Genomic DNA, 18,454 nt, shown 5'->3' with positions numbered 1-18,454 from the left:
AAGAGTGGCAGTGACAGAATACTTAAGGAATCCCCAATACACGTTAAATTAATTCAAATATTTGAAAGTTTGGAAAAAACAATATGCTAGGAGCCAACTGCGTAACTCCTATCTCATTAAAAATTACAATGGCAAGGATAAAGGTAAAAAGTTCAGAGTCTTCTAGTATAGAGATATATATGATGTCACATATAACAGGTGAGACCTAAGAGAGGGAATCAGATGGATTCATCATTACTGGATGTTCTCTTTCTTTCAGAAAAAAGGAAAAATCTACTTTTATTACTTCTGGACGGACCCAAGAACATCGAAGAAATCAAAAATACGCTTGATGTCCGCTCGAGCCCAATAATGACTCAGATAAAGATACTGATGAAGCGGGATCTTATTGTTGAGAGTAACAGACTCTATAAACTTTCCAGTATCGGCGAAATTCTGGTTCCGAAGATGAAAACAATTCTTGAAACATTCAACGTTTTTGATAAAAACCACGATTACTGGATAAACCAGGATATGACATCAATTCCTCCTGAGTTTCTCGACGAGATCGGAAAGCTTGGGAACTATATTGAAGTAAACCCTGACCGAAACCATGTGTTTGAATATCCAAAAGAAGTTGTAAAATATCTTTCAGAATCAGAGAATGTTAGGATTTCATCCTCCTTTTTCCTACCCATCTATCCGTCCCTATGTATAGAGCTTGCAGCAAAAGGCACGGACATAACCCTGGTGTTTACAGAATACGTTTATGATAGAATGCTCAATGACTACAAGAAGGAACTTGAACATTTCCTGAACCTGAAACATACCAAACTCTATGTCTGCAATAATAATAATATGAAAATTGCTTCAAGCATAGTCACGGAAAAGTTCATGGCGCTTTCCCTCTTCTGCAACAGTGGAATTTACTACAATCATAACCTGGTAAGTTTTGATGAAAGTGCACTTAGATGGGGAAAAGACCTTTTCAATCACTACAAGGGTATAGCGAGACCCATTACCAAAGTGTAAAAAAATCGCGATATCAATTATTTCCATCTCACTTTACTATGGAATACTTTATTTCTGTTTTTTCTTCAATTCGTGATTCTTGGCCTCATCAATAAAAAGGCATGTGTCCAGTAATTTTATCAAATTGATTTTTATCCTGTACTGCTAAAGCAGTCAAATATCTTTCCAGGCGTAAAGTATTCCATTATAAAATTGAAGCAAAGAAAGAATCAAAAGAGTAAAATGAAAATCTAATAGATAACAGAACTTTAAAATAAGAATTTACGTCCCGACTGAGACTTGAACTCAGGTCTAAGGCTCCGCAGGCCTCAAGGATATCCACTACCCTATCGGGACAGAAGCGAGCAACACTGATAAGCACATTCAAGGATATAAACTTTATTCTTCAAGAGACGACTTAACCCCTAATTTGCAGTTCTGACCTCGGCTCGGAAGTTGAGGAAAAAATCCTATTTCTCTAACATCACTATCAATAAAGATTAAATGCAACAAGTTCGTTTTTATAATTTATGTCAATGACTATAGGACTTGCGGGAAAACCCAATGCGGGAAAATCCACTTTTTTCAAAGCTGCTACACTTGCAGATGTTGAAATTGCAAATTATCCTTTTACAACTATTAATGCTAATCACGGAGTTACCTATGTGCGGGTTGAATGTCCCTGCAAAGAAAAGGAAAAGAGATGTGGAAAGTGTGTAGACGGGGTGAGGCTCGTCCCGATTGATATAATTGACGTTGCTGGACTTGTCCCTGATGCATACAAAGGAAGGGGACTTGGGAATACTTTTCTGGATGAACTTAGACAGGCTCAGGCAATTATTCATGTAGTAGACGCCTCAGGCGGGACTGACGCTGAGGGCAACCCTGTAGATATAGGAGATCATGACCCTCTTGAAGATGTAGCTTTCCTGAACAGGGAAATCACAATGTGGCTTTATGGCATTCTGGAAAGAAACTGGGTTAAACTTGCGAGAAAAATTCAGGCCGAAGGGCTCAAGCTCGAAGTTGTAATTGCAGAACAGCTTGCCGGTGCAGGAATAAGAGAATCTCATGTGAATGCAGCTTTGATAGAAACAGGGCTTGCAAGGCTGGACCATGTTAAATGGAACGAAGAAGATATGATCCGGCTCTGCGACACAATGAGAGAGATCAGCAAGCCTATGCTTATCGCCGCAAATAAATCTGACATCGCCTCAAGAGAAAACCTGGACAGGCTTAAAGACCTTGATAAAATAGTAGTCTCTGTAAGTGCAGCAGCCGAACTGGCACTTAAGTCTGCAGCAAAAAACGAGCTTATTAAATACAGTCCTGGAGACCGGAAATTCGAAGTGCTTGGTGGAGACCTTACAAAAGCCCAGAAAAAAGGGCTCGAAGCTATTCATAAAGTGATTGCGAGACTTGGCGGTACAGGTGTCCAGGAGTGCATAAACAGGACTGTCTTCGAGCTTCTGGACCTCATTGTTGTATACCCCGTAGAAGATGAAGGAAAGTGGTCCGATAAAAGTGGGAATATGCTTCCTGATGCCTACCTTATGAAAAGGGGTTCTACCTGCCATGATCTTGCTTACCAGATACATACTGACATCGGAGACAGATTTTTATACGCGGTAGATGCAAGGACAAGGCTCAGGCTTGGGGAAAAGCATGAACTGAAAAACGGTGATGTAATCAAGATCGTATCCACTGCAAAGTAAATAAACCCAATAATAGACTCGATAGACCTGAAAAATTTGTCATTTGGAACAGATCATACGGAACAGGTCTGGAAAGAATTATGAAGTTGAGATGAATAACAGAAAAGATGAAATAGTGGATTGCTTTAGCTTGTCAGGGAGGATATTTTTCAGATGGATTTACTTTCTTTTGCATACCCGGTCTATGAGAGGTACCTGACCTGGCAAATAGCCAGAGAATTTTCAAATATTCCCAGGCATGTAGCAATCATACTCAAGGAAACTGACCTTTTTGACCCTGAAGGAATCGAGAGGCTCACATCCACACTTAACATTTTTAGAAAATTCAAGGTCCAAATTGTGAGCGTCTATGTAGACATCCTGAAAACTGATCCGGCTTTAAAAGCCGAAGTCATATCAACGCTCAAAGCAAAGCTGGAAAAGAACTTTTCGAGTCTGCATGCCGGCACAGGTTATAGAATATATGGCGCTGACGGAGAAGTAAATAGCATTGCTCCCGGAAATGATTTTCTTGTTTATGTATCACTGGGATTTGGGGGAAGAGATGAAATTATGAGGGCTGTACTGACAATCCTTGAGGAAGTTAAAGCAGGGACTGTCATGCCTGAAGAAGTGGACGAAAAAATGCTTGAATCTCATCTCCTTGTCAACCACGAGCCTGATATCATGATCCGTTCGGGAGGGCAGAACCTTTCGGATTTCCTGGTGTGGCAGTCAGTTTATTCGGAACTTTATTTTACAGATGTTAACTGGAAAGATGTACGAAAGGTCGATCTGCTGAGAGCTATGAGGGACTATCAGAAAAGAAAGAGAAGATACGGAAGGTGAGTTGAGCTGGAATTTGGACAAAAGCACAAAAATATGCGCTACGCAGTAATTGTGTGCCCGAAATGCCGACAGCATGCCCAGATCACAGAAACCGGAAAAAAGACCCTGAAATGCCAGCATTGCGGCACTCTCCTGCAAACCCGAAAACTGAAGGTATTCCACTTTTCCGAAGATCTCGAAGACGCAGTGATTTTTCGAACTCACCTTCAAGCTGAAATCTCCGGAAAAGTCAACGAAAACTTTTCACTAATCTCACCTCCCAAAAAGTATGAAACCTCAATCTTCAAAGCTAAACTCCCAGTAAAAAACCTCAAACTCCCCGAAAAAAGCCCTTCCAATCCTTTCCCTATAAAAAAAGACCCAAAATCAATTTTTATAGAGATTCTGAACACCACTGGTGGAAAAATAGAAAAAGAAGAACTTAAACAGAAAGCTCTCGAAAAAGGAATAACTCAAGAAAAATTCGAAACACTTCTCAAAAACCTCCTGGAAGCAGGAGAACTTTACTCCCCCCAACCAGGAATTATAAAAATTGTATGAAGGATATAATTAAACACAGCCACCTTCATATAACCCAGTATAACCTTAAACCCCCCGAATTCTAGAACCAAAATAAAATTCGGATAAAGCAGCCCCTGGGTGAGTTAAAAATCAACTTTTCTTGACCATAAGTTTGCCCTCATGGCTTATTTAAAACACTTTCATTATAATTCAACCCTCTTAAGCGCAACCGTTGCGCCGGTTGATCACACAGTAACAACGTTTTCGATCAAACCTTTTTAAAACGGCTGCAGGTAAATCAGCCCTTTTCAGCAAATTGAAAAACAATTTATCTTGACCATAATTCAGCCCTCTTGAGCGTAGCGAAAAGGGCTCCGTCCTCCCGAGACGGGACTCGGGGACGCGATTAGGGAGATAAAATATATTAACTACGAAAAGATTTACTATAATTGAATATAAATAAGAACTAAATCGGTTTTGGGCAAGCCAGGAGAGAACAGGCTTTACTCAGAGCTTATTTGAAAATTATAAAATTTTGTCACAATCAAGTCAATTCATTTTTATTGTAAATCATAACGGTGTTAAACATGATGGATCCGCAAATTGAGCGAAAACTCATTGAAATTATGAGGGTAATTCACGAGAGTGACAAGCCTATAGGTGCCCGGGCAATAGCTGATGAACTTAATAACCGGGGCTATGATATAGGAGAGCGGGCTGTCCGCTACCATCTGAGGATCCTGGACGAGAGAGGGTTCACAAGCAAACATGGATATGCAGGACGTACACTTACCGAACTTGGAGAAAGGGAGATGAATGACGCCCTCATCGCAGACCGGTTTGGCTTTGTAATATCCCGAATAGAAGAGATGGCTTTCAGAACAACATATAACCCCGCGACCAATGAAGGAGTAGTGCCTGTAAATATTTCATACTTTGATAAGGACGATTTAGAGACTGTTATTGAGTTGATTTCATACACTGCACACGAAGGGTATATGATAAGCCCAAGAGTGAGAGTCATCGAAGAAGATGAAGAACTGATTTCCCTGCCTCCCGGAAAAGTTGGAATAGCTACGGTCTGCAGCGTTGCTTTTGACGGGCTCCTTCTCAAAGCAGGCATCCCTGTGGAACCTGCTTACGGCGGAATTCTTCAGATAGAAAATCGAAAACCTGCACGGTTTTCAGATTTGATTTCCTACAGTGGGACTTCAATTGACCCGATACAAATTTTCATGAGCAGAAAGACCACTTCTGTCCTTGACGTGCTTGAAAAAGGGGAAGGGAAAATTCTTGCCAATATGCGACAGATCAACTCCTCGGCTCACGACAGGGCTAAAGAAGTTATGAAAAATGTAGAAAAAATGGGCCTTGCGGGTTATTTCCCTCCGGGAGAAGTTGGTGAAACTTTACTTGGAGCTCCCGTTGAAACCGGGAAGTTCGGAATCGCAATCGTAGGAGGCATTAATGGCATCTGCGCCCTTGAAGAGACCGGAATTAAAATGGAGACAAATCCTGTTTCTACTGTTATGGAATATAAAACCATGACAGAAATCTGAGGAATCCAAATGTTCAGGCTTACTGTAATTTATGACAACAAAGCAAGTCAGGGTTTTACAGGAAGCTGGGGTTTTGCAGCTCTTATTGAAACAAGTCGTGAAACCCTTCTTTTTGACACAGGATGGGATGGGCCTCTCCTCCTGAGACATATGAAGAGGCTAAACATTGATCCAGCAGGCATCGGAAAACTAATTCTTTCTCACCAGCACTGGGACCATATAGGAGGCCTTCCTGAGGTTCTTCAGGCAAATCCCGGGCTTGAGGTATATGTTCCTACTTCTTTTTCGGAGAATCTGAAGAACGAAATAAAGAAACGGGCAATGCTGATCGAAATAAAAGAGCCTGTAGAAATCTCCCAGTGTATCAGGAGTACAGGGGAACTTGGAGATAAGGTGAAGGAGCAGGCTCTTATTTTGGATACGGGAAACGGATCTTACGTACTTACAGGCTGTGCTCACCCCGGGCTTGCCGCAATCCTGGATACTGCCAGTCGTTACGGAAAAGTAAAGGGAATTCTAGGGGGTCTTCACGATAACGAGGAGTTTGAAAGACTGAGAGGGATGGAACTCATTGCAGCAGGGCATTGTACCGTTCATAGAGAAAAAATAAAAGAGATATTTCCGGCAAAATTTGTTGAAATCAAAGCCGGTCTGCGCTTGGACCTGGAATAAATTAAAATATTTGGTTATGTAGAAATTCTTTGAAATAAAGAATATACAATTATTTAAACTGAATTACCTGAGATACTTTTGCACATTCAATATAGATTTAGTCAAAGCTAATTAGATAGGTTTTGTACAAAGACAAATATTCTAAACAAATTAAAAACTTCTATTTTAGGAATTTTACTTTCTTTATACTCCTGCATTTGAAATACATTTTATTAAATTCTGGATTTTAACATTATACTTTTAAGGAATACAAAAAAGTTACAGAAAATTAATAAAGAATCTATAGTTAGAAATAGAATGTCCTCTAAAAAGAATATAGGATTTGGTGGGAAATAACGGAAGGTGGGAAAATATGCTGAAATTGTTCGGTTCTTGACGTTTTTCCAGCCATCTAAAGTGCACTTTGAATAAATTTACTTTCAAGCATTATTTTATGTAAATGAACAAAAAGTAGAGGGGACTCGTATTAAAAATGAAATAAAGGGAGAAAATATCGATGCTAAAAATAGAGGATCTGGCTGTAGAGGTTAACGGAAAAATTTTGCTTCATGACGTGAACCTCGAAGTCAAAAAAGGATATACCAATGTGCTTTTTGGGCCAAATGGAGCCGGAAAGTCAGCTCTGATGAGAACGATCATGGGCTTCAGCGAATACAAAGTTGTGAAAGGCAGAATTCTGTTTAACGGGAAAGATATTACCGGCCTGTCGGTAGATGAACGAGCCCGCCTCGGAATTGGAATTATGATGCAGCGCCCTCCGAATATGACCGGAATTAAACTAAAGAATCTTGTAAAGGTATTATCAAAAGGAATGAAAGATCCAGAGGCCCTTGCCGAGAATCTGGATATGAAGCGCTTTATGGACAGGGATGTGAATGTGGGCTTTTCGGGAGGAGAAATCAAACGTTCAGAACTTCTGCAACTTTCAGCCCAGAACCCGAGCCTTTACCTGCTTGACGAGCCGGAATCCGGAGTCGACCTCGTAAGCATAGAACAGGTAGGAATGACAATAAAGGAACTGCTTGAAGAAGGGCTGAACTGCCCTGGCGAAAGTTGCGAGAAAGGCAAATCCGCCCTTATAATCACTCACACAGGCCAGATTCTGGATTATGTAAACGCAGATCGGGGATACATCCTTTGCAACGGGACAGTTATGTGTTCAGGAAACCCCCTGAAGATGCTGAAAGAGATCAAGAACAGAGGGTATGAGGAGTGTATAAAATGCAGACTGATGAAGTGAACCTGAAAAAGCGTGCTGAAAGCGCAGTCGAGAAAAAGGCAGCTTTTGGAGAAGATTTTGAGCTGGAAAAATTTGAGGAAGGTTCCAGGATTAGCAGGCCTATAGAAGACCTCCAGACCCTTGATGAGGAAAGCAAAAAAACCCTGCTTCAGGTAGGAGTCGTGCCTAGCGAAGAAGGCCGATCCGGCAGTCTGATAGTGCTTGATAATGCAGTATCGCATTCTTCTCTGAAAGATAAAAATGTAGAACTGATGTCTACCCAAAAAGCTTTGGAAAAATACGAATGGCTTAAAGAGTACTCCTGGAAGCTTGTATCTGTTGATACCGACAAATACACCGCAAAAACTTACCTTGAAAATGCGGACGGATACTTTATCCGGGTGCCTGCTGGAAAGAAATCGTCTCTGCCAGTCCAGACCTGTCTTTTGCTCGGGAGAGATAAAATTTTCCAGACCGTACATAACATTGTGATAGTCGAAGAAGGCGCCAGCCTTGACATAATTACAGGCTGCACGTCTAAAAAGGGAGTGGAAGAAGGTCTGCACCTGGGAATTTCCGAAATGTACGTAAAAAAAGGAGCTACCCTGAACTTCACAATGATTCACAACTGGGCTGAGCAGATAGGGGTCAGGCCAAGGACAGTAATCAAAGTCGAAGAAGGAGGGACCTACGTAAGCAACTATATCTGCCTGAAACCTGTCCGTTCTGTGCAGACATATCCGACTGTCAAACTTGAAGGGGAAGGAGCAGTTACCAGGCTAAATACTATAGCCATTGCCCATTCAGGTTCTGAACTGGATCTCGGAAGCAAGGCTATTTTCAATGCACCTGGCACAAAGGCTGAGCTTATATCAAGGACTATTACAATCGGTGGAAGAGTAATTGCAAGAGGAGAAATGATAGGCAATGCAAAAGGAGCAAAAGGACACCTTGAATGCAAAGGCCTTGTCCTTTCCGACAAAGGAAGCCAGCTTGCAATCCCCATCCTTGAAGCAAACGTAGACGATGTCGAACTTACTCACGAGGCCGCCGTTGGAAAAATTGCTAAAGACCAGGTGGAGTACCTTATGGCCCGAGGCCTTACCGAAGATGAAGCGGTAGGCATGATCGTGCGCGGGTTCCTGGATGTAGGAATACGAGGAATTCCGGAGGAACTGAAGAAAGAAATCGAAAATACAATTACACAGACAGCCTTTGGAATGTAATGCAAAATGAATATAATCCAAAACAGAATCCAAAACAGATATAATTTAAGATAAAGATTGAACAGTGATATCGGATAAGGAGAATAGGACTTACGCAGTTGAAGGACTAAAGAATAAACAGCATCAAACCATTACCTGTCTAGAACATGGCTTTAATCTACAGTCTTTGACGTGATTGATTTTGGTTCTTAAGTGCGTAAGTCCTAGAGAAAAAGGAGTATAGAAAAACTAAATCGGGATACAACTTTTCCGAACCAGAATATTCTGGAACCGGGTGTGTGAAACCGGTAGGGAAAAAGGAGAAACCTACCGGTCTTTTGTTGAATGTTTGTGGACTTTAATGAGCTGAACACAAAGAGAATAGGGTTTTCCTGTGAAAAAGAAAGCCTTAAAGTTTAATCTGCTCATTAAACCGCAGTTCGCAAATTAAAGAAAGAAGTATAAAAATGTTTCCATGAAATTAATGAATGAATAAGATATCGAAGTCATCAGACAAAAACCTCATTTTATAAAGGCACGACGAAGAGTCTTTACTCACTCTCCTTTTTATGTGCGCTCTTTTTATTTTTCTGCAAGGCGGCAAGGTTAAAAACACACTAAAAACCGCAGTACTTCCTATTTTTTGCTGGACAATACAGTACTTGACATTGTATATATACGGCGGTGAGAGTATTACAGTACTGTAGTGATTTAGAGGGATTGAAATGATAGACTTTGCCTGTAAAGAGTTCAAAATAGAAGACGTAATCAAATGCGCCCTTAACCTTACAAAGGCTGACCTTAAGGTTATGAAGTACTTTTTAAATGAGAAAGAGCAGTGGGTTGATACTGATTTTCTCTCAAAAGTCTTAAAGCTGGATATTTCCACAATCCAGCGCTCCGTCAAAAAACTGCATGAGAAAGAAATTCTGCAAAGGTCGCAGCAGAACCTGGATGGAGGAGGCTATGTTTTCAAGTATAAGGTCAACTCAAGGGCTAAAATAAAAAATATCATCATGACCGTAGTGAATTCCTGGGCTGAAAGGCTCGGACAGGAACTTGAAAAATGGGGAAACGGAGTTTGATTCACTTTGCTTAAAATAACGCCTTACCTGGGAGTTATAGTTCTTATCGTTTCCATAGGAGGGCTCTGGTATCCAGTACTTGGGTACTTCCTGCTAGTGGTTTTTGCAGCAATTTTCCTGATTAGTCCTTTCAGAGGTAGATGGTTCTGTGGAAACCTCTGCCCTAGGGGAAGTTTTGTTGATTTCTGGGTCAGCAAGATCTCAAGGAAAAAGAAGATACCTGCCACTCTGCGTTCCCTGTGGATCCGCCTGCCAATATTTTTCCTGCTAATGGGATTTATGGGATACAGAATCTCAAACGCTATTGGAAGCCTTAATGCTTTTGAGAAAATCGGCATGGTGTTTGTGATGATGTGCCTGGTAACAACTGCAATAGCAACTCTTCTGGGCAGTTACCTGAGCCCAAGAACCTGGTGTTCCTTCTGTCCTATGGGGACAGCTCAACGCCTGCTTGGTGGTAAAAAGTATCCTCTTAAACTCGAAAAGGAAAAATGCATTGGCTGTAAAAAATGTGAGAAAGTTTGCCCCATGCAGCTGAAAATCACTCAGAATGCTACAAACCCTGACTGTATTAAATGTGGGCGTTGTGTGGATACCTGTCCTAAAGATGCCCTGAAATTTTGAAATTCTATGTTTATTAATTTTTATTGTTTATTTATAGAAATAGAAAAACGGAATGACCCTGGACAAATATAATAAGTATTATTATCACCACTTATATAGTAAAATATAGGGGAGACGGAAAACACTTCCGGAATTAGACTTTAGCATAACAAAATGTGCATACTGGAAAGTGTCTACAAATTAGCTAAATTAGGAGAAAAAGGAGAAAAAACATGACAAGTCGTGTAGCGGAACTTTCAGAAGCTCAAAAAAAAGAAATCTCCGAACTCTTTGGGGAATATATCAATCTTGACAAACGCGAACGCCATTATTACAACCACGATATCGGAGCTTTACCCCCACTTGTTAAGAAGGTAATTGGGAATACCGACCCTGCAGCTGTCGTAAAAATCCGGACTGAGGAAGACGCAGTAAAGCTCCTTAAATTCGCAAACAGACATAAGATTCCGGTTGTACCCCGCGCAGGAGCCTCTTCCGGATACGGAGGAGTGATCCCAACAAAGGGAGGAATCGTTGCCGATGTTACACCACTGAATAAGATCATAAACGTCGATACCGAAGGGCAGAAAGCAGTTGTGCAAAGCGGTATAATCTGGGAAAAGCTTGAAAGGAAACTAAAAGAAAAGGGACTGTCATTACAAGCAATTCCTTCAAGTGCTCCTTCTTCGACAGTTGGAGGATGGTTGTCCCAGAGCGGAGCCGGTTACGGAAGTTATGAGTTTGGCTGGGGCCACAAGAGCATGGAAAAAGCCAGAGTTGTGCTTCCCACAGGAGAAATCCGGGAGTTTTCAGGTCCTGAACTGAAAAAGTTAATCGGGACAATGGGAACTATAGGCATCATTACCGAGATTACCCTGAAAGTCCAGAAATTCGAAGAAAGAAAGGCTGTTTCTGCCAGTTTCCCAAGTGCTTCAGCCCTGAAAAACGCAGTCGAAGATATAAAAAGAAAAAATATTCCTCTCTGGTCAATTTCCTTCCTGAACCCTGAATGGGCGGATATGAAGAATAAAGCGCCCAGGAAACTCCACTATGAAGAAGTAGTGGATAAAGACAGACCAATGTTACCGGTCTCTTACGTTTCAACTTTCATGTACCCTGCCTCGAGAGACGTCTCCGGCCTGAAAGAAGCAATCGAAGGTGCAGGCGGGACAATTCTTCCGGAAGAAATTGCAAAATACGAGACCGAGGAATGGTTCAAGTCCATGAAAGTAAAGAGACTGGGGCCTTCGTTTATCCCGGCAGAAGTCCTGGTGCCTCTTGAGAAAATGGACAAAGCTTTTGAAGAAATGGGGAAGAAAATCAAATTGCCTGTGCTTACCGAAGGCATGGTTATAAACGATGGGTACGTGGTCCTCCTCTGTTTCATGCGCCATTCAGAGCGCTCCGTGCTCTTTAATACAGCTTTTGCTCTTTCTCTGAGCATTTTGAAGATTGCAGAAGATAATGGCGGAAGAGCTTATTCATCAGGGATTTTCTTCGCTTCAAAGAGAAAAAGTGTCTTTGGGGAAAGGCTTGCTGAAATCGAGGCCCTGAGAAAGGAAATTGATCCAAACGGTATCATGAACCCTGAAACCCTGGAGGGAAAAGGACTCCTGAACACTGCCGTATCAATGGGCTCTGCCTTTGAACCTTTTGCCAGAATAGTCGGAAACATGTCAGGAATTGGGAAGGTTTCTTTCAAAGACGAGAAAGAGATCCCCGCAGAAGTCGCAGAACTTGCCTATTCCTGCTCTCAGTGCGGGTACTGTGTGAGCGAGTGCGACCAGTACTACGGCAGAGGATGGGAATCACAATCACCTCGTGGAAAATGGTTCTTTATCAAGGAATACCTGGCAGGCCGGGAAAAACTTGACCAGAGACAGACAAATACCTTCCTCGGCTGTACAACCTGCCAGATGTGTGACTCCCGATGTGAGCTGGATATGCCGATCGAAGATGCCTGGATGACCATGCGCAAAAAGCTGGTTATAGAAGAGAAAAAGATGACCTTCCCACCCTTTGAAATCATGGCTGCAAGCCTTCTTAAAGAGAGGAACATCTGGGCAAACTACAGAAAAGACCGGGACAAATGGATTCCGGAGGATATCAGGGCAAAGATGAAGGATAAAGCCGATTATGCCTATTTTGCGGGCTGTACGGCGTCCTTTGTTGAAAAAGATGTAGCTGTCGGGGCTGTCCGTATGCTTGATGATGCAGGTGTGGAGTTTACAGGACTCTTTGACAAAGAATCCTGCTGCGGAATTCCCATGCTCGTTGCCGGAAGGTGGGATGTTTTTGAAAAGACAATGAGAATGAACATCGCGAACATGAAAAAGAGAGGTGTAAAAACCGTAATAACTTCCTGCCCTGCCTGCTGGCTGATGTGGCATACAGTTTATCCCCAGTGGGCGAAAAAGCTGGGAATCGAATACGGGCTTGAGGCAAAACATTACTCTGAAGTGCTCGCGGATCGTCTCGATGTCCTGAAACCAAAGTTCAAACAGCCTCTGGATAAAGTGGTAACCTGGCACGATTCCTGTCACATTGGCAGGGCAGGAGGCAAAGTGTACGAGCCGCCTAGAGAACTGCTCAAAGCTATACCCGGAATAAAGTTCAGGGAACTTGAATACAACCGGGAAAGAGCTCACTGCTGTGGTTCAGTTGTAAGCCTTATTGCCGAGCCCCCTGTTGCATACAAACTGGGAGATATGAGACTCCAAGAAGCCCTTGATGTTAAAGCCGACATCGTTGCAGCGCTTTGCCCGTGTTGCGTTTTCCAGTTCCGTGTAGCAGCGAAGGAAAACAATCTTGATATCGAGATTCAGGATTTGGGTGCCCTGGTGGCAAGGAGCCTTGGGTATAACCTCCCGGACTCAACCGCCTATACTCTGGAATCCTGGGCTCCCTTTGAAAAGATGATCGCCCTCATGCAGCCTGAGAATATGGCCAATCTGATGGTTGAACTCATGCCCCAGATGATGGCAGCGATGCCAGCATCACTTCAGGCAATGATGAAGATGGTCAAATATGTGCCAGGCATGGATGCTCTGATGAAACCAATGATGCCGATCATGATGCCAAAGCTAATGCCTTCAGTCATGCCAAAAGTCATGCCTGACATGCTCAAAGCTGTAGAAAAGAAAGTTCCTATGCCTGATTACATGAGAGAGCAGCTTCCTGTCCTTATGCCGAAGGCTATGGATAACCTGATGCCAAATATGCTTCCTGAGCTGATTCCACTGCTTACTCCGCGCATGATTGAGTACATAAAAACGCATTAAGCATTTTTGCACAAATTGTGCAGAAAAAAATCTGTTCAGAAAAAGTCGAAGGGAGAACTTTAACATCCCTTCAATCAATTTTTTAAGATTTTACTTTTTAAAAACTATCAGTAGATTGCTCTTTTAGGTAAGTAAAAGTATCAGTAGATTGCTCTTTTAGGTAAGCCAGACACTTTTCACAAGCACTTTCTATTCCCACCAGAACAGGATTGGAAATAAAATTATTTTTGGACGATTCATAGACTTCTCAATCTGGCTGAAACTACCTTGATGAACTCATCCATGAATTAAGGTATTGTATTTACCGCGGCTTTGCCAATTCACCTTTACCCTTACATTCCTTGATGACATCGGAAAAGTTTGTGTATTCCCGGTCTGAACAAGACTCGAGAACGTTTATCACTTCACTACGAGCATTAAGTTTTTTAGCTTCCTCTATAAGTTGACTCCTTGTTGCAGGGAACTTCACATCTCTAAAAGCTTGCATAACATTCTGAATACCTTTGAATTCCTGGAGGACATCCGAAGAACTGTGGTATTCCTTGTCTGGAATATTTTCAATAGCTTGTATTACTTCGTTACGGGCATTAAGACTTTTAGCTTTATCAATAAGTTGCCATTTTGTTACAGGATATTTCATCTCTTGAAAAGCTTGTAAAGCTTTTTGAATCGCATTATGTACTTCAGTAGCACTTTCCTGCATTTGATTTTCCCCCGTATTTTGGTTTTACCCCGTATTTTGGTTTTATTTTCTGTTGAATTTGTCCACTTAAAACATTTGAATCAATTTGATACAATTTTACACCTGCATCTGTTGATTTATGTTTGATTTATAGTCCTTTTATGTGCCAGTGAGAGTGATTTCAAATTGTATCAACAAGAAGATAGTATTTATCAAATATAATATCTAGAGAAATATAAATAAGAAACCGATATAAATTAAATGCCGATGTTATTCAGTCAGATATTAGCATATATTTACTCACTAAATGGTATTTTTCCCAAGAAATCTCTTACTTTTCAGAAGTGCTTATAAAAACAACATATATCTGGACAAATATCTTAGAATAGAGAAAGCAAGATTAATGGAGATGAATAAAATCTGCTTTTGATTTAAAATACAAGTCGTCGGAATTTTTGAAACCAACTTTATTGCAAATGTTGCGATGTTTTATTATTGATTTTCGGACAGACTCTTGATAGACTCTTTATACACCGGGAAGAATAACCCAGAGAAGCCATTAAAAGATCCAGGAGCCCCTTTTTTTTAAAATGAGATTTTACGCTCCAGAGAAATTCTTATATAGAAGTGCTTGCATTAAGAATAGGAAAATACGCACAAAGGTAACGTGCTCAGGAATACAATTAATAAAAATTCATATAAATTCATATCATTAAAAGGAGATTAAAGCTTGGCAGCACAACCGATCTTTATTTTAAGGGAAGGCAGCAAGAGAACCCATGGTTCCGATGCCCAGCACAACAATATTATGGCCGCAAAGGCGGTTGCTGAAGCAGTAAGAACCACTCTTGGGCCCAAGGGTATGGACAAGATGCTTGTAGACTCCATGGGTGATGTTGTTATCACCAACGACGGAGCAACAATCCTCAAAGAAATGGACATCGAGCACCCAGGTGCAAAGATGATCGTAGAAGTAGCCAAGACCCAGGATGCCGAAGTAGGAGACGGAACAACCACCGCAGCCGTACTTGCAGGGGAATTCCTGACAAAGGCAGAAGACCTGCTTGAAAGCGGAGTACACCCAACAGTAATTGCAAGCGGCTACAGGCTTGCAGCAGACCAGGCTACAAAGATAATCGATACCATTACTGTAAGTGCATCTCCTGAGGATACCGAGACTCTCGAAAAGATTGCAGCCACAGCCATAACAGGAAAAGGCGCAGAGGCTCAAAAAGAACATCTCTCCAAGCTTGCAGTCAAGGCCGTTAAGTCAGTTGCTGAGATAAGCGAAGATGGAAAGATCACTGTAGACATCGAGGACATCAAGGTGGAAAAGAGACCCGGTGGAAGTATCAAGGATTCCGAAATTGTCGACGGTGTAATTGTTGATAAAGAGCGTGTCCACCCAGCTATGCCCGAAGTAGTGGAGAACGCAAAAATCCTGCTCTTAAGCGTACCAATCGAGCTCAAGAAAACCGAAACTAAGGCCGAAATAAAGATCACCAATCCTGACCAGATGCAGCTCTTCTTAGACCAGGAAGAAGCAATGCTCAAGGAAATTGTGGACAAGGTTATCAAGACAGGCGCAAACGTTGTCTTCTGTCAGAAAGGAATCGATGACCTTGCTCAGTACTACCTGACAAAAGCAGGAATCTTTGGTATGCGCAGGGTGAAGAAGAGCGACATGGATAAACTTTCCCGCGCAACAGGTGCAAAGATTATCACCAGCCTCGACGAAATTGAGGAATCCGACCTTGGCCATGCCGGACTTGTAGAGGAAAAAGACGTTACAGGCTCAAGAATGACCTTCGTTACAGGCTGCAAGGACAGCAAAGCTACCTCAATTCTTCTGCGCGGCGGAACCGAGCATGTAGTTGAAGGAATTGAGAGAGCCCTCGAAGACGCTCTCAGAGTAGTGGGCGTTGCTCTTGAAGACCAGAAGATTGTTGTGGGTGGCGGCTCTCCAGAAATTGAACTGTCCCTCAGGCTCAAGGAATACGCAGCAACCCTTAAAGGCAGGGAGCAGCTTGCTGTTACGAAATTCGCTGAGTCTCTCGAGATTATTCCCAGCACCCTCGCAGAGAACGCAGGACTTGACCCGATTGACATGCTTGTGGAAATGCGCTCCCAGCACGAGAAAGGAAACAAGCGTGCCGGACTCAATGTTTACACTGGCAAGATTGAGGACATGTTCGAAAATAACGTTGTCGAACCTCTTAGGATCAAAACCCAGGCAATCAATGCAGCCACTGAAGCCGCAATTATGGTTCTCAGAATCGATGATGTAATTGCCTCATCCAGCCCAGCCAAAGTCGGTGGCCCGGGAGCAATGCCCCCAGGCGGCGAAATGCCTGAGATGATGTAAAATTAGAAGTATAAATCCAGGAATCCAGGATTGCCGGAAATTTCCAGCATTCCTGAAACTCTCTTTTTAATATTGGTATAATCATTCAGGAATTCGTTTAAAATATCTTTTTTAAATATTCTTTCCAGAAATTGTTTCCAAGAGAATTAGCTTCAGAAATCGGTTTTAGAGGTTTTTTTCATAATTCTTTTCGGTTTTAGAGGTTTTTTTCATAATTCTTTTTCAATGATGAATTTTCCTTTTATGTAAGTCAATTTGTACATAGAACCTCAATTTATACATAGAGCCACGAAAATTGTTCAAAATAAAGAAAAGGCCAGGACTTTTCAAACAAAAAACAAACCAGAAAGTTAGGGTCTCCAAACAAAAATATTTAAAAATTAAAAAAGGCGTTTTTGAGTATTTTATACCGAGTATTACTGAATTTTTAAAATGAAATATGACCAGTGAAAATTGTTATCTGGCTTCATAGCAGGAAATTTCCCTGGCATCTACCCGGACTGGTTTCCCAAGCTCGTTTGAAATAACATTTCTTACCCTTGCCATACATCTGCACTGAAGCTGGATACGAGCTGACATAGCTTCTCGTTCTTCAATGTAGAAATCATTCGAACTGACAATAGAATGAACCGAAATCTGCTTCTGTACAACCTTTGCTATGAGACCCTGAGTCCCATTCGTGAGGTCCTGAAGGCTGGTGGAGGTCAGGAGAACATTATCCCCTGCATTGAGCCCGAGTACTCCTACGAAGTTTTGAGGACTCCGAATCTCAAGAGTCCTGAGATGGTGTTTTTTCAGGATCTCGATAAGAGAATCAGCAATTCCTGTTAACGCGATGTACTCCATGGGATCACCCGTACATTGGAAACTCCTTCTTTACTTCTCCTTTCTGCTCTGCAGTCTGAACATCTTCAGCAAGCCTCTGAAGTTCGACCTCTATACGTTCAGCCTGCTCTATAAGCCGAACTGTACTTATTGAAAGCCCGTAGAGCTCGTTTAAAACTTCGATAACAGCAGAAGCAGCTCTTGGGTCAGGATTCTGGGTCCTGGTGGCACCAAGCAAGCTAAATGCAGGAATTCCACGTAGCAGGCATTCAGCCATCACACTACCTGAAATCCCAGAGATAGTTCCCATCTGGAAAACTTCTACTTTTTCCTTAATTTTGTTCAGCATCTCCGGAGTGGTGGCTGCCCCAAAGACTTTCTGTCCTCCATCCATTATGGCAATGCCTGCAATGGAAGCGATTTCTCTTACGTTAATAGACTCAGCCCAGTCCACCAGAGCATTACTAACATCGTAGGAGACAGTGTGACTAATCGGGATATCGGAGATTACAACAATCAGGTTATGTTCCGCGCTTTCATAAATCCTTACAGGCATATTTATAAGCCCCTCGTAAAGTACTGCAATCGAGGGAAAATACCTTGATTCAATAGAGCCAATGTATTCCATTTTCAATTCTTCTATCATATGTTGACTTGCAATATTCCCCACAAGCCCGATTCCGGGAAACCCTTCAATCAAAACAGGATTTTTTGACTGCACAGGTTTGGTAATAATCTTCACGTCGTTGTTGTCATAATCTGTATTTGACAAGTAACCACCTCAGCGAGATACAACCCCTATGATTATATCTGAGCTAATCCTAGATAAACAAGCTTCTCAGCAGTCCGATCTACGCTACTTCCTGCACATACATAATAAGAAATATACAATAGACCCGGGCTCCGACCACAGAACCCTTTTTT

General features: G+C 41.9%; 15 protein-coding genes and 1 tRNA gene. 12 read left to right on the top strand and 4 right to left on the bottom strand.

Features of this window, described 5'->3' with window-relative positions:
- Positions 1-222 precede the first annotated feature (222 nt).
- The gene (locus tag A9239_RS11310; RefSeq protein WP_048122321.1) at positions 223-1,011 is read left to right on the top strand and encodes a winged helix-turn-helix domain-containing protein; all 789 of its coding nucleotides are present in this window, start codon (positions 223-225) and stop codon (positions 1,009-1,011) included.
- A gap of 264 nt (positions 1,012-1,275) precedes the next feature.
- Here the strand turns inward: A9239_RS11310 and A9239_RS11305 are convergent.
- Positions 1,276-1,347: transfer RNA gene (locus tag A9239_RS11305), tRNA-Arg, on the bottom strand.
- A gap of 173 nt (positions 1,348-1,520) precedes the next feature.
- Between A9239_RS11305 and A9239_RS11300 the strand changes: the two genes are divergently transcribed.
- The 10 genes from A9239_RS11300 (at position 1,521) to A9239_RS11255 (ending at position 13,658) form a co-directional block, all read left to right on the top strand.
- Complete coding sequence (locus A9239_RS11300; protein WP_048122322.1) at positions 1,521-2,705, top strand: redox-regulated ATPase YchF; 1,185 nt, start codon at positions 1,521-1,523, stop codon at positions 2,703-2,705.
- 153 nt (positions 2,706-2,858) lie between these two features.
- Positions 2,859-3,533 carry an undecaprenyl diphosphate synthase family protein gene (locus tag A9239_RS11295; RefSeq protein ID WP_048122324.1) on the top strand — a complete coding sequence of 225 codons (675 nt, stop codon included), beginning with the start codon at positions 2,859-2,861 and terminating at the stop codon, positions 3,531-3,533.
- Positions 3,534-3,566: 33 nt separating this feature from the next.
- Positions 3,567-4,073, top strand: a complete 507-nt coding sequence (locus A9239_RS11290; RefSeq protein WP_048122326.1) for a DUF5817 domain-containing protein — start codon at positions 3,567-3,569, stop codon at positions 4,071-4,073.
- A 548-nt stretch (positions 4,074-4,621) separates the two neighbouring features.
- Positions 4,622-5,593 carry a DUF128 domain-containing protein gene (locus A9239_RS11285; RefSeq protein ID WP_048156531.1) on the top strand — a complete coding sequence of 324 codons (972 nt, stop codon included), beginning with the start codon at positions 4,622-4,624 and terminating at the stop codon, positions 5,591-5,593.
- Positions 5,594-5,602: 9 nt separating this feature from the next.
- Entirely contained in the window at positions 5,603-6,265 is a 663-nt protein-coding gene (locus A9239_RS11280; protein ID WP_048156535.1) for an MBL fold metallo-hydrolase, read from the top strand.
- 496 nt (positions 6,266-6,761) lie between these two features.
- Complete coding sequence (locus A9239_RS11275; protein WP_048122331.1) at positions 6,762-7,505, top strand: ABC transporter ATP-binding protein; 744 nt, start codon at positions 6,762-6,764, stop codon at positions 7,503-7,505.
- Positions 7,487-8,710 carry a SufD family Fe-S cluster assembly protein gene (locus tag A9239_RS11270; protein WP_048156538.1) on the top strand — a complete coding sequence of 408 codons (1,224 nt, stop codon included), beginning with the start codon at positions 7,487-7,489 and terminating at the stop codon, positions 8,708-8,710. The genes A9239_RS11275 and A9239_RS11270 overlap by 19 nt, the downstream gene beginning before the upstream one ends.
- A 704-nt stretch (positions 8,711-9,414) precedes the next feature.
- A complete protein-coding gene (locus A9239_RS11265) occupies positions 9,415-9,774 on the top strand; it encodes a TrmB family transcriptional regulator (RefSeq protein ID WP_048122335.1) in 360 nt (119 codons plus the stop codon).
- Between the two features lie 6 nt (positions 9,775-9,780).
- Positions 9,781-10,398, top strand: coding sequence for a 4Fe-4S binding protein (locus tag A9239_RS11260; protein ID WP_176722130.1), 618 nt, complete (start codon positions 9,781-9,783; stop codon positions 10,396-10,398).
- A gap of 212 nt (positions 10,399-10,610) precedes the next feature.
- Positions 10,611-13,658, top strand: a complete 3,048-nt coding sequence (locus tag A9239_RS11255; protein ID WP_048122337.1) for an FAD-binding and (Fe-S)-binding domain-containing protein — start codon at positions 10,611-10,613, stop codon at positions 13,656-13,658.
- A 301-nt stretch (positions 13,659-13,959) separates the two neighbouring features.
- On the opposite strand, the gene A9239_RS11250 is transcribed toward A9239_RS11255, so the two are convergent.
- Positions 13,960-14,361, bottom strand: coding sequence for a DUF2795 domain-containing protein (locus tag A9239_RS11250; protein WP_048122339.1), 402 nt, complete (start codon positions 14,359-14,361; stop codon positions 13,960-13,962).
- A 709-nt stretch (positions 14,362-15,070) separates the two neighbouring features.
- On the opposite strand from A9239_RS11250, the gene thsB reads away from it, so the two are divergent.
- Positions 15,071-16,705 (top strand): thermosome subunit beta, encoded by a 1,635-nt coding sequence (gene thsB, locus A9239_RS11245; RefSeq protein WP_048122341.1) that lies wholly within the window; start codon positions 15,071-15,073, stop codon positions 16,703-16,705.
- 456 nt (positions 16,706-17,161) lie between these two features.
- Here thsB and A9239_RS11240 read toward each other — a convergent pair whose 3' ends face one another.
- Together A9239_RS11240 and A9239_RS11235 are read right to left on the bottom strand one after the other, a co-directional pair.
- Positions 17,162-17,551, bottom strand: a complete 390-nt coding sequence (locus A9239_RS11240) for a DUF473 domain-containing protein (RefSeq protein ID WP_048122343.1) — start codon at positions 17,549-17,551, stop codon at positions 17,162-17,164.
- Between the two features lie 4 nt (positions 17,552-17,555).
- Positions 17,556-18,302, bottom strand: a complete 747-nt coding sequence (locus tag A9239_RS11235; protein WP_048122344.1) for a proteasome assembly chaperone family protein — start codon at positions 18,300-18,302, stop codon at positions 17,556-17,558.
- Positions 18,303-18,454 lie beyond the last annotated feature (152 nt).

Origin of the sequence: Methanosarcina sp. A14 (assembly GCF_001729375.1) — an archaeon.
Classification (GTDB): Archaea; Halobacteriota; Methanosarcinia; order Methanosarcinales; family Methanosarcinaceae; genus Methanosarcina; species Methanosarcina barkeri.
This window is presented reverse-complemented; position numbering and strand designations above follow the sequence as displayed.

Bases quoted from the DNA above. Each gene is read 5' to 3' on its own strand.
- A9239_RS11270 (WP_048156538.1), top strand. From the start codon at position 7,487: ATGCAGACTGATGAAGTGAACCTGAAAAAGCGTGCTGAAAGCGCAGTC.
- A9239_RS11285 (WP_048156531.1), top strand. From the start codon at position 4,622: ATGATGGATCCGCAAATTGAGCGAAAACTCATTGAAATTATGAGGGTA.
- A9239_RS11250 (WP_048122339.1), bottom strand. From the start codon at position 14,361: ATGCAGGAAAGTGCTACTGAAGTACATAATGCGATTCAAAAAGCTTTA.
- A9239_RS11310 (WP_048122321.1), top strand. From the start codon at position 223: ATGGATTCATCATTACTGGATGTTCTCTTTCTTTCAGAAAAAAGGAAA.
- A9239_RS11290 (WP_048122326.1), top strand. From the start codon at position 3,567: ATGCGCTACGCAGTAATTGTGTGCCCGAAATGCCGACAGCATGCCCAG.
- A9239_RS11255 (WP_048122337.1), top strand. From the start codon at position 10,611: ATGACAAGTCGTGTAGCGGAACTTTCAGAAGCTCAAAAAAAAGAAATC.
- A9239_RS11300 (WP_048122322.1), top strand. From the start codon at position 1,521: ATGTCAATGACTATAGGACTTGCGGGAAAACCCAATGCGGGAAAATCC.
- A9239_RS11295 (WP_048122324.1), top strand. From the start codon at position 2,859: ATGGATTTACTTTCTTTTGCATACCCGGTCTATGAGAGGTACCTGACC.
- A9239_RS11280 (WP_048156535.1), top strand. From the start codon at position 5,603: ATGTTCAGGCTTACTGTAATTTATGACAACAAAGCAAGTCAGGGTTTT.
- A9239_RS11265 (WP_048122335.1), top strand. From the start codon at position 9,415: ATGATAGACTTTGCCTGTAAAGAGTTCAAAATAGAAGACGTAATCAAA.
- A9239_RS11240 (WP_048122343.1), bottom strand. From the start codon at position 17,551: ATGGAGTACATCGCGTTAACAGGAATTGCTGATTCTCTTATCGAGATC.
- A9239_RS11275 (WP_048122331.1), top strand. From the start codon at position 6,762: ATGCTAAAAATAGAGGATCTGGCTGTAGAGGTTAACGGAAAAATTTTG.